Origin of the sequence: Roseateles saccharophilus (genome assembly GCF_004342485.1) — a bacterium.
GTDB lineage: Bacteria > Pseudomonadota > Gammaproteobacteria > Burkholderiales > Burkholderiaceae_C > Pelomonas > Pelomonas saccharophila.
In genome coordinates this window covers 21,432-34,590 of sequence record NZ_SMBU01000037.1, presented here as the reverse complement: position 1 = coordinate 34,590, position 13,159 = coordinate 21,432, and the positions used below count along the sequence as shown (strand labels likewise).

The following is a 13,159-nucleotide window of genomic DNA, read 5'->3' as shown; positions in this document are numbered from 1 at the left end:
AAGTTCATGAGTGCATTCGCCCGCTACCCCAGCCTGCAGGACCGGGCCGTCCTGATCACCGGCGGGGCCACCGGCATCGGTGAAACGCTGGTCGAGGCCTTTGCCGGGCAGGGCGCCAAGGTGGCCTTCATCGACCTGGCCGCCGACGAAGGCGCGGCCCTGGCCGCGCGCCTGGCAGGCAGCTCCCGCCACGCGCCGCAGTTCATGGCCGCCGACCTGAGCCAGGTCGAGGCATTGCGCGGATCGATCGCCGCGCTGCGCGAGCGCACCGGTCCGTTCTCGGTGCTGCTGAACAACGCCGCCAACGACAGGCGCCATGCCGTCGAGGACACGACGCCCGAGTTCTGGGACGCCAGCGTGGCCGTCAACATCAGGCATCAGTTCTTCACGGCTCAGGCCGTGCTGCCCGACATGAAGGCGCTGGGCGGCGGCAGCATCGTCAACTTCGGCTCCATCTCCTGGATGCTCAAGCAGGGCGGCATGCCGGCCTACACGGCCAGCAAGGCGGCCGTGCAGGGCCTGACGCGCTGCCTGGCGCGCGACGTCGGGCCGCATCGGGTCCGCGTCAACACGCTGGTGCCCGGCTGGGTCATGACCGAGAAGCAGTTGAAGCTCTGGGTCACCGAGGAGACCAAGCAGGAAATCGCCAAGGGCCAATGCATCGCCGACCCGCTGATGCCGCAGCACATCGCGGCTATGGCCCTGTTCCTGGCAGCGGACGATTCGGCCATGTGCACCGCGCAGGACTTCATCGTCGACGGCGGCTGGGCGTGATGGAGGTCCGCGACTACGGCCATCTGCCCGATGGCCGGCCGGTGCATGAGTACACCCTCGCCAACGGCCTGGGCCTGAGGCTGACCGCGATCACGCTGGGCGGCATCGTTACCGGCCTGTGGGTGCCGGATGCCCACGGCCAGGCCGCCAACGTCGTGCTGGGTTTCGACAACCTGGACGACTACGTCCACCGCAACCCGTCCTTCGGCATCATCGTCGGCCGCTATGGCAACCGCATCGCCGGCGCGAGCTTCGAGCTGGACGGCGAGACCCACGCGCTGAGCCGCAACGACGGCCCCAACTGCCTGCATGGCGGCGTCGAGGGCTTCGGCCACCGGCTCTGGCAGGCCGAGCCCGACGCGCCGCGTGCCGGCGAGGCCGTGGCCCTGCTGCTTCACGACACCAGCCCGCACGGCGATCAGGGCTTCCCGGGCGAGCTGCGGGTGAGCGTGCGCTATGCGCTGAGCGCGACCGAGAACAGCTGGCGCATCGACTACGAGGCCACGACCGACCGCGCCACCGTCGTCAATCTGACCCACCACGACTATTTCAACCTCGCCGGCCACGGCTCGGTGCTGCGGCACCGGCTGACTCTCCCCGCTTCGCGCTATAGCGAGGTCGACGAGCACCTGATTCCGCTGTGCCATGCGGCCGTCGAGGGCACGCCCTTCGACTTCCGCCGACCGACGCCCATCGTCGCCCGCCTCCGCGAAGCCCACCCGCAGCTGCTGCGCGCCCGCGGCTATGACCACAACTGGCTGCTCGACGGCAGGCCGGGCGCCGACGGCCTGCGCCCCGCCGCGACGCTGGAGGACCCGCATTCCGGCCGCCGCATGGACGTGCTGACGACCGAGCCGGCCCTGCAGTTCTATTCCGGCAACTTCCTCGACGGCAGCCTGGCCGGTCCCGGCGGGCGCGTCTACCGCCAGGGCGACGGCCTGTGCCTGGAGACCCAGCACAACCCTGATTCTCCGCATCACGAAGCCGGTTCAGACTGGCCTTCGACGGTGCTGAGGCCCGGCGAGACATGGCGCAGCACCACAATCCACTGCTTCACCTAGGAGCGATCATGGACCTGCCCGCCCACCAACTGACGATGACGGTGCTGATGACGCCGGACACCGCCAACTTCGCCGGCAATGTCCACGGCGGCAACATCCTCAAGCTGCTCGACCAGGTCGCCTACGCCTGCGCCAGCCGCTACGCCGGCCGCTATGTCGTCACGCTGTCGGTGGACCGCGTCATCTTCCGCCAGCCCATCCACGTCGGCGAGCTGGTCAGCTTCCTGGCCAGCATCAACCACACCGGCACCTCGTCGATGGAGGTCGGCATCAAGGTCGTGGCCGAGAACATCCGCACGCAGGAGACGCGCCACGTGAACAGCTGCTATTTCACGATGGTGGCCGTGGGCGACGACAACAAGCCCGTGCCCGTCGCGCCGCTGCGCCCCTTCACGCCCGACGAGCGCCGCCGCCATGCCGCGGCCATCGCCCGCAAGCAGGCCCGAGCCAGCCTGGAAACCCCACCATGAACTCCGCGACCGCCGCCCCGGCTCTGACGCCTGCCCTGACCCAGTCCGCGACGCTGGGCGAGGGCCTGCAGTGGCATGCGCCCAGCGGCCGCTGGTGGTGGACCGACATCGAGGGCCGCAGCCTGCACGCCTGGACGCCCGGTGCGAAGGCGACGCTGGTGCTGCGCCTGCCCGAGCGCGTGGGTTGCTTCGTGCACTGCCGCTCCGGCGCGCTGCTGCTGGGCATGGCCAAGCGCGTCGCGTGGCTGCGCGTGGCCGACCTGCAGGCCTGCGGCGAGTTCGTGCTCAGCCCCGAGGAGATCGTGCCCGTCGAGGCCGGCATGCCGACTACGCGCGTCAACGACGGCCGCTGCGACCGCAGCGGCAACCTCGTGTTCGGCACGCTGGACGAAGCTCGCCCGCGCCAGACGATAGGCAGCTTCTACCAATATTCGCAAGCCCACGGCCTGCGCCGCCTTGCGCTGGATGGCGTCGCCATCGCCAACAGCATCTGCTTCAGCCTCGACGGCCGGCGCATGCACTACTGCGACACGTTGAGTCGCCGCATCATGGTCTGCGACTACGACGCTGCCACCGCCCGCGTCAGTGAGCCACGCCTGTTCGCGAAGAAGGACGTCGACGACTGCTGGCCCGACGGCTCGACCATCGACGCCAAGGGCTGCCTGTGGAACGCCGAATGGGGCCATGCCAGCGTCGCGCGCTACGCGCCGGACGGCCGCCTGCTCGGCCGCTACGCGGTGCCGGTCAGCAACGTCAGCTGCCCGGCACTCGGCGGCCCGGCGGGCGACCAGCTCCTCGTCACGACGGCCCGCCAGGAGCTTGGCACGGCCGAGCTGATGGCCATGCCGCTGTCGGGCAGCCTGTTCGGCATGGCGGTCGAGGCCGGGCTCTACCTGCCCGAGCCGCTGTTCAACGACGCCTGAGACCTCTAAGAGTTTCTGATCAGCGCCGGCCGGGCTTCTGCACCCAGGCGTCCATCCAGTCCGAACCGGACAGCACGCGGCGCGAGCGCCACATCTCGTCGCGGGGCTGCGGGCTCGCGAGCGCGCTCGACCGCGCCTGCGGCACCGGCTGGCGGGGTGCGGGGTCGATCGTGAAGCTGACGTGTTGAAGGCGTTTCATGCGTCCTCCTCCTGCTGAGGCCACTCTAGGCAGCCGGTGATCAAGCTGGTGTCGAGCTTGCCGGCCGGCGCATCAAGAACGCATAAGGACGCGATCCGGACGACAGGGTCGCGCGGCGTCACGTCGCTTTGCGACACTGGGCCGATGGCAGACTCCTCTCTCCCAGGCGGCCTGACGGCCGACGAGGCGCGCCGGCGCCTGGCCGAGTTCGGCCCCAACGAGCTGCAAGGCCGCGAGAGCGGCGGCCTCGTCGCGCTGCTGCGCAGCATCGCGACCGAGCCGATGTTCCTGCTGCTGCTCGCCGCGGCCGGGCTCTATCTTGTCGTCGGCGACCTCGGCGAGGGCCTGATGCTGGCCGGCTTTGCCGTCGTGACGGTCGGCCTGACCCTGATGCAGGAGCGCCGCAGCGCGCGGGCGCTGGACGCCCTGCGCGAGCTGACCGTGCCGCAGGTGCGCGTGATCCGCGACGGCAGCGTGCAGCGCCTGCCGGTGCGCGAGCTGGTGCCGGGCGACCTCTTCCTGTTTACCGAGGGCGAGCGCATCGCCGCCGATGGCCTGGTGCGCGACGCCGTCGGCCTGGGCGTCGACGAATCGCTGCTGACCGGCGAATCCGTGCCGGTGCGCAAGAGCCCGAGTCCCGGCACGCAGCGGCCGGCCGCCGCGCCGCCTGGCGGCGACGACACGCCCTGGGTGTTCGCGAGCACGCTGGTCGTCGCCGGCCATGGCCTGGCCGAGGTGGTGGCGACCGGGGAGCGAACCGAGGTCGGCCGCATCGGCGTGTCGCTGGCTGGCATCGCCACCGAGGCCACGCCGCTGCAACGCCAGCTCGGCCGTCTCGTGCGCCTGTTCGGCGGCGTCGCCATCGCCGCCTGCGCGCTGCTGGCGGCCTGGTGGGGCCTGTCGCGCGGCGACTGGCTGCAGGGCCTGCTGTCCGCCATCGCGCTGGGCATGGCCATGCTGCCCGAGGAGTTCCCGATGGTGCTGGCGGTCTTCCTGGCGCTGGGCGCGTGGCGGCTGGCCCGGCTCAAGGTGCTGGCGCGCCGCCCAGCCGTCGTCGAGGCCCTGGGCGCCGCGACGGTGCTGTGCGTGGACAAGACCGGCACGCTGACCGAGAACCGCATGCAGCTGCGCCGCCTCGTCAGCGACACGGACGATGTCGAGGTGCGGCCCGGCGCCGAGCTGCCCGAGGCCGTGCACCGCCTGGCCGAGTTCGCGCTGCTGGCCTCGCAGCGTGACGGCCTGGACCCGATGGACCGCGCCGTCCTCGCCCTCGGCGACGCGGCGCTGCAGGGCAGCGAGCATCTGCATCCTGAGTGGCAGCTGGCGCGCGAATACCCGCTGACACCGGCCCTGCTGGCCATGGCCCAGGCCTGGACCGCCGAGGACGGCCGGCGCTGGCTCGCGGCCAAGGGCGCACCCGAGGCGATCTTCGACCTCTGCCACCTGGAGCCCGCACACCGCGAGGCCCTGCTCGCGCGGGTGCGCGGCCTGGCCACCGAGGGGCTGCGTGTGCTCGCCGTTGCCGAGGGCCGGCATGACGGCCGCGCCGAGCACGATGGTGCGACGCTGCCCGAGCATCCGCATGCCCATGGATTCGCGTTGCTGGGCCTGCTGGGCTTTGCCGACCCGCTGCGTGCCGGCGTGCCCGAAGCTGTCGCACAGGCGCGCGAGGCCGGCATCGCGGTGGCGATGATCACCGGCGACCATGCCGCGACGGCGCTCGCCATCGCCGCCCAGGCCGGCCTGGACACGAATGCCGGCGCGCTTGCCGGTGCCGAGCTCGCCGGCCTGGACGACACCGCGCTGGCCGCGGCCGTGCGCCGCGTGCGCGTCTTCGCGCGCGTGTCGCCCGAGCAGAAGCTGCGCCTCGTCCAGGCCTTCAAACGCAACGGCGAGACGGTCGCGATGACGGGCGACGGCGTCAATGACGCGCCGGCGTTGAAGGCGGCCCATGTCGGCATCGCGATGGGCGCGCGCGGCACCGACGTCGCCCGCGAGGCGGCCGGCCTGGTGCTGCTGGACGAGGATTTCGGCCACATCGTCGCCGGCGTGCGCATGGGCCGGCGCATCTTCGACAACCTGCGCAAGGCCATGGTCTACATCACGGCCATCCATGTGCCGGTGGTCGGGCTGGCGCTGCTGCCGATGCTGTTCGGCCTGCCGCCGCTGCTGCTGCCGGCCCATGTGGTGCTGACCGAGATGGTCATCGACCCGGCCTGCTCGCTGGCCTTCGAGGGCGCGCCCGAGGACCCGCGCGTGATGCGCCGCCCACCACGCAATGCCGACCGCGGCCTCATCGACCGCGGCCTGCTGCTGGAGGGGTTGTTGCAGGGCGCCGTCCTGCTCGGCGCGACGCTGGCGATCTATGCGCTGGCGCTGCAGGCCGGCCGCGGTGCGGACGTCGCCCGCACGCTGGCCGTCGTCGGCCTGACCGTCGGCAACCTGCTGCTGGTGGCGGCCACCGTTTCGGCGGGTCTGGGCCTGCGCACGCTGCTTCAGCCCGGCGCGCGACCCCTTTGGATCGTGGCCGCTGCGGCCACGGCCGCCCTCGGTAGCGCGTTGCTGTGGGCGCCGCTGCGGGGACTGCTGCATTTCGGGGTGCCTTCTGCCAGCGACCTCGGCGCTGCGCTGCTCGCCATCGTGCTGGCCGTCACGGCGGGGGCGGCGCTGGCGCCACGTTGCCGCGGGGCGGAGCATTAGGCCCGGCGTTTTGGAGCCCGACGACCGGTCGCGTTCTCGTTCGGCCCGAGCGTGTGCGAGTGCCCACTGAATTCAGCTGGGCGCCACGCTCGCGTGATCGCACCAGTGCGCCTGGTGGAGGCACCGGACCATCAAGTCCGCTGTGCGTCGTGCGAGGATCGTGCGGTTTCGGTCCGTCGGAAGAAACTACCGTTCAACGCTTGACAGCCGTAGATGACCAGCAAAGCCATCTTGACACTCGTCCTCGCTGGTGTGTCCTTGTTCGGGCTCCGTGCACAGGCCGGGTCCGCGGAAGGCGCGCCTGGGATCGTGACCTACCCGGCGTCGGGAGCCCCCGACGACAAACGTGGTGACTACTATGTCAGCCTGCTCGAGCTCGCGTTGAACAAGGCCGGGACCGGTCTCGTGGCGCGGCCCTCCACCAACCCGAGCGTGGCAGCGCGCGCCTTCATCAATATGGCCAAGGGCCGGGGCATCGACGTGGTCTGGGCACCGACCACCACCGAACTCGAGCGTGACTATCTTCCCGTGCGTATCCCACTCGACAAGGGCATCCTTGGCTGGCGGATCTTCCTCATCGCGGGTGGTGACCAGGCTCGATTCGCGAGCATCCAATCCGTGCAGGAGCTCAAGGCCCTGACGGTCGGCCAAGTCAGGGAATGGGTCGATACCGGCATCCTGAGCGCCGACGGTTTTTCCGTGGTGGCGGCTTCACGCTACGAAAACCTGTTCACGATGCTGGCGGCCAGGCGCTTTGACTACTTGCCGCGCGGTGTCGGAGAGGTCTACGACGAGGCGCACAACTACGGCCATCTGGGCCTGGTTGTCGAATCCCACCTGGCGCTGAACTATCCGATGTGCACCTATTTCTTCGTGGCGCCGAAGAATGTCGAGCTCGCCAGGCACATCGAGAAGGGGCTGCTGCGCGCGCAGATCGACGGGTCGCTCGAGGAACTTTTTCAGCGCTTCTTCGGCAAGATGCTGCGGGATGCGAGGCTGGACAGCCGCCTGGTTTTCAACCTGGAACGTCCGACCGCACCTTCGACCTGCAAGCGCGCCGGCATGCCGGGGTGACCATCCTGAACGCAGGGCATCAGTTGCGCCCCTGAGCGCCCATGCCACGGTCAAGGGCGAGCTGGGTTCTGTCGAAATAAGGGGTACGGATCGAGTTGAGTTGGAAGGGCGAGCTGGGGATCAAACAGCCAGGCTGTAGAACTGTGTGGCAGCAGGCAGAGTTCGGCCCTCGGGGCAGGCCAACTGCCCCTTCTTGATGGCAGGCATGGTCTCGATGCCGGCGATGATCTTGTCGATGCTGATTTTCTCGGGCACGTCAATGCCGTCGATCGCGCGCGGGCGACTCGGGCCGCGGCCAAATCACGCCGAGCCGTGAGCAGGAAGTCCACGGTCTGCCCGAGCTTGTCGACGGCCCGGTACAGGTGCTTCCAGCGGCCGCCGATCTTGATGTAGGTCCATCCGCCAGCTCTTGCCTACCGGGCGTTTGCGCCGGCGAAAGGCCTTCGCCAGCACCGGCAGGATCTTCAGCGACCCGTTGTGCACCGTGGAGTGATCGACCTCCACGCCTGGCTCAGCCATCATCTCTTCCAGGTTGCGCGTGCTAACGGATAGGCGGCATACCAGCGCAGGCACAACAGCATGATCTCCAACGGGTCGTGCAAGCGCTGGAAAACCTTCCGCAGAGCCGACCTCGTGAGCTGAATGTGCGCTGGAACCGTCCTTCCCTCTTCCGCCAACTCGCCTATTTCGACAGAGCCAGATTTCCGCAGTGGCCCGTTCACCAGCGTCAGTGATAGTCGGCCTCGTGTTGATGACGAATGGCAAGTACCACCACCAGCTGAGGTGAAGCGATTTCGTACTTGAGCACGTACCCTGCAGCGCCAAAGGGCACGACCAGCTCGCGCCGAAGAGGGCTACGCGACCCGGCCGTCTTGCGAAACAGGAAAGGCGTCCTAGCAAGCGAGGACATGGCCGCGTCGATGGCCTCAAGCGCACGATCCGCAATGTCCAGATCCTCGACGTACTCAGCGCGTTCGAGCAGGTACTCGTAAAGCCTCAGCAAATCCGCCTTCGCTTCGGGATCGACGATGACCCTGAAGGTCATGCTTTCGTCGTTCGGTGCTTGCCCTGCAGCTCGCGGCGCCGAGCTTGCAGCCGCCCGCGCATCTCGGCAACGACCTCTTCGGCCGGCACACCAGCGCCCGTCTGCTGGAAGCGCGACCAAGCGGCATCCGCTCGGGCGTCAAACTCGGCTTGCATGCGTCGGAAGTCCACCGCCTGACGCACGGTCGCTTCCAGGAAGTCGGACAGTGTTTCACCTTCGCGCAGCACCGCTTCGAGGTCGGCCCGAAGCTGGGGCTCTACGCGCACTTGCGGAAGGATGGCGGTCTTCATTTGACGAGTGTGTTGCAAACGCGTTGCAACGTCAAGAACGGCTGGGGCCATCTTGTCGGCCTGTGGTCTCAATGAAGAAGGCAACGCAGCTGGCGGTGCAGGATCTGCGAGAGGTTGAGCAGACGTTTGCAGCGCGACATGTGCGCAATGGCAGGCACGGTGGCGCACGGCATGTAAGCGCTCCCGGTCCGACGGCTGAAATGAGGCGGCAGGGGCGGCTCAAGGCTGCGGGCGCAAGTTCACCAGGCGAACTCGTTGCCACCTTCCGCTCGGAATGCCTTGATCAGGCCTGGAGAAAAACCGCGTCCTCGCCGTCACATAGATGCGGATCTCGACCAGCGTTCACAGCCAGATTCGCGTCCGGCAATTCCAGGGCCGCGCGGAGCTTCCTGCTCGGCCACGGCGAGCGCTCATAAAAAAGGGCTGGACAGCCCAAGCCATCAAGCCCAATGCCGCATTGTTCCGAAGACCCGCGGCAACTGCTCTGTGAGCACCTCAGCTGCTGCTGAGCCTTCAACCCATGGCGAACTCGCTGAATCTCGACTCGGGCGCGGACACCGCGCCGTCCTGCTCTGTATCCCACGTCTTCGAGCTGCGTCGCTGCTCGATCGATCGCCGCCTCAGCGCCCGCAATTCGGGACTCGCAGCGATACGGCGCCGCGCTGCGTTGATGCTGCGGGAGAACTCCGGGCTGGCCCGAAGCTTGTAGTCCAGATAGCTGTCATGGCGCTCCGGGAAGACCTGCCACCAAGCCACGATGCTGTCCACGCTGTTGAGGTCGAGTTGCATGACCACTCCGTTCAGAAGAGATCGCCCGTGATCGGGCCGGGAAGTTCGTGTGGCTTGGGCGCTAGGGCCCGCGGCGCGCGGACCGCGCGCTTGGGCGGCTGCTCCGCAGCGAGGGCATGCCACTCGGACGCGAACATGTCGGGCACCGCGGCCCAGCTCTCAGGCTCGGTCCAGGCCTTGCTTGGCGGCTCCCGCGATGTGGCCTGCAACTGCTCCGCCGGGTAGCGCGTCAGCAGCCGCTCGGCGTCCTTCATCGCGCCATAGAGCCATAACTCCTGCGCGTTGATCGGCAAGATCACCGGCATCCGTTTCTCGTGGTCCGGAGCGTTCAGGCGCCCGAAGACTTCATGCCCGTCAGCATTGAGGGTCAGCAGGCTGAACGACAGCACCCTCTCGCCTGCCGGGCTGGTCCAGTCGTTCCACAGGCCCGCCAGGCCCATGGGCGCCTCGTCGGCCCGCTGGACGTGCCACATCTGCGGTCGGCCCGACTCATAGTTCCACTCGGAGATCAGCTCCACCGGGATCACGCAGCGCCGTGCCGCCCACCAGCTTTCCCGGAAAGCCGGCTGGGACTTCATCGTCTCCATGCGGCAGTTGCAGGTCTGCTTGCCGAAGCCGATGTCGGTCGCGAAGTGCGGCAGCAAGCCCAACAGTCCGAACTTGGCGTCGCCCAGCGCGCCAGGCGATTTGACCTCCGCGCGGACGATGAAGGGCGCCGTCACGCCCGCGCTGCATTGGGACGCCAGGTCGGCTTCCCCGGACAGGGTGACGCCGAAGCTGGCCAACAGTCGGTCGCTGTCCGTGACGGGTTCGTAGTTCGAGCGCATGGTTCAGGGCTGGATCAGCGCCTCGTGAGGGCCAGCGGGCGGGGCGTGTGGCGGTTGGCACGCGCGCAATTCGATGGTTCGACAAGGTCGTGGGCTGGATAATACTGTATGCAAGAACAGTACTTCGAGCGCGAACCTTCAGTCGCCTGCCAGGCGGGCCGCCATTTCTTGGCGCAGCCGCTGCCGGCCCGTGTCGAGGCAGCACCGTGGCGGGCGGCGCCCCCCGGTGGTCGTTGGCGCCATCAACATCGCAGAGTCAGGGGCGCAACGATCCGCCGCCATCGTCGTCGGAGCGGCTACCGAGCGGTTTGGTCTACCGAGTGGGCGGGTGTTGCCCTTGTGCCGCGAGCTCGATCGCCCCCTTGGGTTGGGGACTATTGCCCATGGAGGCAGGGCGGCGTGTCATCACTCTCCGAATACAGTTTTGCGTCCGATAGGGAGAGGAACATGTCGTCTTGGAAAGCTTGGGCGGGTGCTTGCGCCTGCCTCTGGGTGCTGGCGGGATGCGGCGGAGGCGGCGGTGGCAGCAACGGCGGTGCCGGGGACCCGGGCAGTGGTAGTACCGCTGGCAACACGACACCGGCCTACTCGGGTGTGCAGCCCGTCGCCGCGCCCGCAGCACCGCTGGTCGACGCGAGCCATGCCAGCGGCACGGTGTCAGTCGCTGGTGATACCTTAGATGCCACCGGCCGAAGAGCCGGGCTGTCCGTCGAATTGCATGCCATCCAGACAGACGGCAGCCTGGGGCCGATCGTGGGCAGTGCGAGTACGGGCGCTGATGGCAGTTTTTCAATCGCCATGCCGGCAGGCAGTTCGACCGCAGATGGCACCTGGATGTTGCAGGTCCGGGCTGGAGGTGTCACCCTGCGTGCCTATCTATATCCCGGCACCGTGCGAGTGGACGCGAGCTCCGAAGCATGGGTCCGCGAAGTAGTTGCTGCGGCCGGACGCGTGCTCACCTTCCCTGGGACGCCGCTGACCACCGTGGCCCAGATCTCGGGTGCCTTTGGCTTATATGCCGATGCGACGGGGGATCAACACGCAGCGCTGTCACCTTCGACCGCTGCGGCGCAACTGGTGCAGGCGCTCGCCGACGACCATGCGCTGGCCTATGTGCTGAACACGCTGCGCGTCAGCAACTCACTGCCCAGCGCGGGCACAGGTGACATCGGCGCGTTCTATGCGCTGTCCAAGACCTATGCCGCCTTTTTCGTCAAGGACAAGGCCCAGCAACTGCAAGTCTCGCTCGCAGACCAATTCGGTGTTGCGATGGGGGCGGATGGTGCTTGGCAGTACACCGCCACCATCGCCTCTCAGACGAACGGGAAGTGGACGCCTCTGACCGGGGCCGGAGGCTCAAGGCGGCAGAGCGCCAGCCGCGATTACCAATCCCTGCCTACGACGACGTCGCAGGACGCTCTGGTGTCCGGCGTGGTCGGCGAGTTTCCCGCGTCGAGTTATCCGGTGCAGCCAGGCGCTCGCCAACTCGATGGTCGCAGGATTGACGCGACGAAGCTGAATTTCACGGGTGGAACCGATATCCAGCCGCTGGCCTTCTCGGTCAACGAGCAGGTGGGGGGCGTGGAGACGGTCTCCATTGCGGCCGGCACGTTCCGGGCGGTTCGCGTGGTCACGGACACGCAAATCGTGGTGCCCAAATCCGCGACAGCGGTCACGACCGAGCTGGTACACACGACCGTGTGGCTGGCGCCTGGGGTGGGCATCTTGAAGGAGACTGATCAGTACTTTCTCGATGGGGTGGAGAACACCAGCAGCGCGACAACTTTGGAACTCAGTGGCGCCTATGCCAACGGCGGCGTATGGCCCGCGCAACTGGCGATTGGCGTCGACCGCCTCGACAGGCTTACGCAGACGCACTTTTGCCCACCCGTGGTATTGCCAGCTCTGCATCGCATGGTCACGGTGGAATCCGGACCCACCAGTCAAGGGTCACCAACGCTGGCACTGGCGCTCTGGAACATCGATACGGGGTTGCAAGTCGCAAGCCAACGCGTGTTTGCTGGGTTTTCTACTTTTTGCCCGATTGCCACGGGCGATCTGTCGAGCTTGCTGGTGCCCGAGGCGATCCAACCGAACAACTTGCCCTACAGCGACCCGACGACCGCGGCTGCGGCTGCAGCGCAGAGCGATGTGATCCATCAAGTCAGCGGTGCGGACCTGTCGGACATTGCGAGCTACACGCTGCCTGCCGTCCCCGATGCGACGCAGCCCGCCAAGTTCCGGTCGGCGCAGCTCACTGCCTTGTACGCCGCGGCAGACGGCAGCGGTCAGTTCATGGCGAGCTTTAACCAGTCCCTGACGCTGGGGGTGATGCCGCACTATGTGCAGGCACTGGGGCCGGGGCTGGCCGGCCCGGCGGCAAACATTGGCGACCAGAATGATTTGCTGATTGGCGTGGATTGGAGCAATGGACGCGCCTTCTCATGGCAAAACGCCACCCCCCAGTTGCTGCAGGCCTGGACCTTTGCACCAGGCACTGGCATCGATTCAGTGTCGACTCGAACGATTCGCACCGGTACGAGCGTGCCCCAGCTCTGGTATGCGAGCACCAATCTGCTGCATTTGAACGATGGCAGCACGATTCGCATCAGCGATGGCGGCGATGGACCGAAATTGCCCTATGCGTCAAAGGACTGCGGTTACGGCTACGGCATGCTCGTGTGTCTTGATGCCACGGCGGACCAACTGGTCAAGCTCGATCCGGACACACTGGCGGTCCGCTCGACCGTGGATCTCGGTTCCTACCTGCGCAGCCTCTCGGCAACGCCCCCGGATTTCAGGGCACCGTCGGATCCCAACGCCCGTGGAATCCAGTTCTTGGACGACTCGACCTACAGCATTCGGGGCTACGTCGTGCACGTGGGGCGCTGGAGATGAGCGCTGCCGCTCGTGTGCGATCCGCGCCGGCCTCGGTAAGTGAGAGGGGCGATGGCGGCCGAACTCGACGCGAGGCGCTGTGGCATGCCCCGCAATCTCGGACCTTGAC

The 13,159-nt window shown here is 67.7% G+C and carries 12 protein-coding genes and 1 pseudogene; 7 read left to right on the top strand and 6 right to left on the bottom strand.

What is annotated here, in order from left to right:
- Positions 1-6: 6 nt before the first annotated feature.
- Genes EV671_RS21930 through EV671_RS21915 form a run of 4 tightly spaced genes read left to right on the top strand, consistent with a single transcriptional unit; the run spans position 7 to position 3,228 of the window.
- The gene (locus EV671_RS21930; RefSeq protein WP_132575807.1) at positions 7-774 is read left to right on the top strand and encodes an SDR family NAD(P)-dependent oxidoreductase; all 768 of its coding nucleotides are present in this window, start codon (positions 7-9) and stop codon (positions 772-774) included.
- On the top strand, positions 774-1,835 hold the full coding sequence (locus EV671_RS21925) for an aldose epimerase family protein (RefSeq protein ID WP_132575805.1): 1,062 nt from the start codon (positions 774-776) through the stop codon (positions 1,833-1,835). Before EV671_RS21930 ends, EV671_RS21925 begins: the two co-directional genes overlap by 1 nt.
- An 8-nt stretch (positions 1,836-1,843) precedes the next feature.
- Positions 1,844-2,305 (top strand): acyl-CoA thioesterase, encoded by a 462-nt coding sequence (locus tag EV671_RS21920; protein ID WP_132575803.1) that lies wholly within the window; start codon positions 1,844-1,846, stop codon positions 2,303-2,305.
- Entirely contained in the window at positions 2,302-3,228 is a 927-nt protein-coding gene (locus tag EV671_RS21915; protein WP_132575801.1) for an SMP-30/gluconolactonase/LRE family protein, read from the top strand. Before EV671_RS21920 ends, EV671_RS21915 begins: the two co-directional genes overlap by 4 nt.
- Before the next feature lie 19 nt (positions 3,229-3,247).
- On the opposite strand, the gene EV671_RS21910 is transcribed toward EV671_RS21915, so the two are convergent.
- The gene (locus EV671_RS21910; protein ID WP_132575798.1) at positions 3,248-3,427 is read right to left on the bottom strand and encodes a hypothetical protein; all 180 of its coding nucleotides are present in this window, start codon (positions 3,425-3,427) and stop codon (positions 3,248-3,250) included.
- Between the two features lie 144 nt (positions 3,428-3,571).
- Here EV671_RS21910 and EV671_RS21905 point away from each other — a divergent pair, with 144 nt between their 5' ends.
- Positions 3,572-6,127 carry a cation-translocating P-type ATPase gene (locus tag EV671_RS21905; protein ID WP_132575796.1) on the top strand — a complete coding sequence of 852 codons (2,556 nt, stop codon included), beginning with the start codon at positions 3,572-3,574 and terminating at the stop codon, positions 6,125-6,127.
- Positions 6,128-6,340: 213 nt separating this feature from the next.
- Positions 6,341-7,201, top strand: coding sequence for a type 2 periplasmic-binding domain-containing protein (locus tag EV671_RS21900; RefSeq protein WP_132575794.1), 861 nt, complete (start codon positions 6,341-6,343; stop codon positions 7,199-7,201).
- Positions 7,202-7,321: 120 nt separating this feature from the next.
- Here EV671_RS21900 and EV671_RS21895 read toward each other — a convergent pair.
- From EV671_RS21895 to EV671_RS21875, 5 genes and pseudogenes are all read right to left on the bottom strand, one after another.
- Positions 7,322-7,782: pseudogene (locus tag EV671_RS21895) on the bottom strand (DDE-type integrase/transposase/recombinase).
- Positions 7,783-7,928: 146 nt separating this feature from the next.
- Positions 7,929-8,246 (bottom strand): type II toxin-antitoxin system RelE/ParE family toxin, encoded by a 318-nt coding sequence (locus EV671_RS21890; RefSeq protein WP_132575792.1) that lies wholly within the window; start codon positions 8,244-8,246, stop codon positions 7,929-7,931.
- Positions 8,243-8,536, bottom strand: a complete 294-nt coding sequence (locus EV671_RS21885; RefSeq protein WP_132575790.1) for a YlcI/YnfO family protein — start codon at positions 8,534-8,536, stop codon at positions 8,243-8,245. Before EV671_RS21885 ends, EV671_RS21890 begins: the two co-directional genes overlap by 4 nt.
- Positions 8,537-9,049: 513 nt before the next feature.
- The gene (locus EV671_RS21880; RefSeq protein WP_132575788.1) at positions 9,050-9,325 is read right to left on the bottom strand and encodes a hypothetical protein; all 276 of its coding nucleotides are present in this window, start codon (positions 9,323-9,325) and stop codon (positions 9,050-9,052) included.
- A gap of 11 nt (positions 9,326-9,336) precedes the next feature.
- Positions 9,337-10,152: an SOS response-associated peptidase gene (locus EV671_RS21875; RefSeq protein WP_132575786.1), complete on the bottom strand. Its 816-nt coding sequence runs from the start codon at positions 10,150-10,152 to the stop codon at positions 9,337-9,339.
- 594 nt (positions 10,153-10,746) lie between these two features.
- Between EV671_RS21875 and EV671_RS21870 the strand changes: the two genes are divergently transcribed.
- Entirely contained in the window at positions 10,747-13,050 is a 2,304-nt protein-coding gene (locus tag EV671_RS21870) for a hypothetical protein (RefSeq protein WP_132575784.1), read from the top strand.
- Positions 13,051-13,159: the final 109 nt, after the last annotated feature.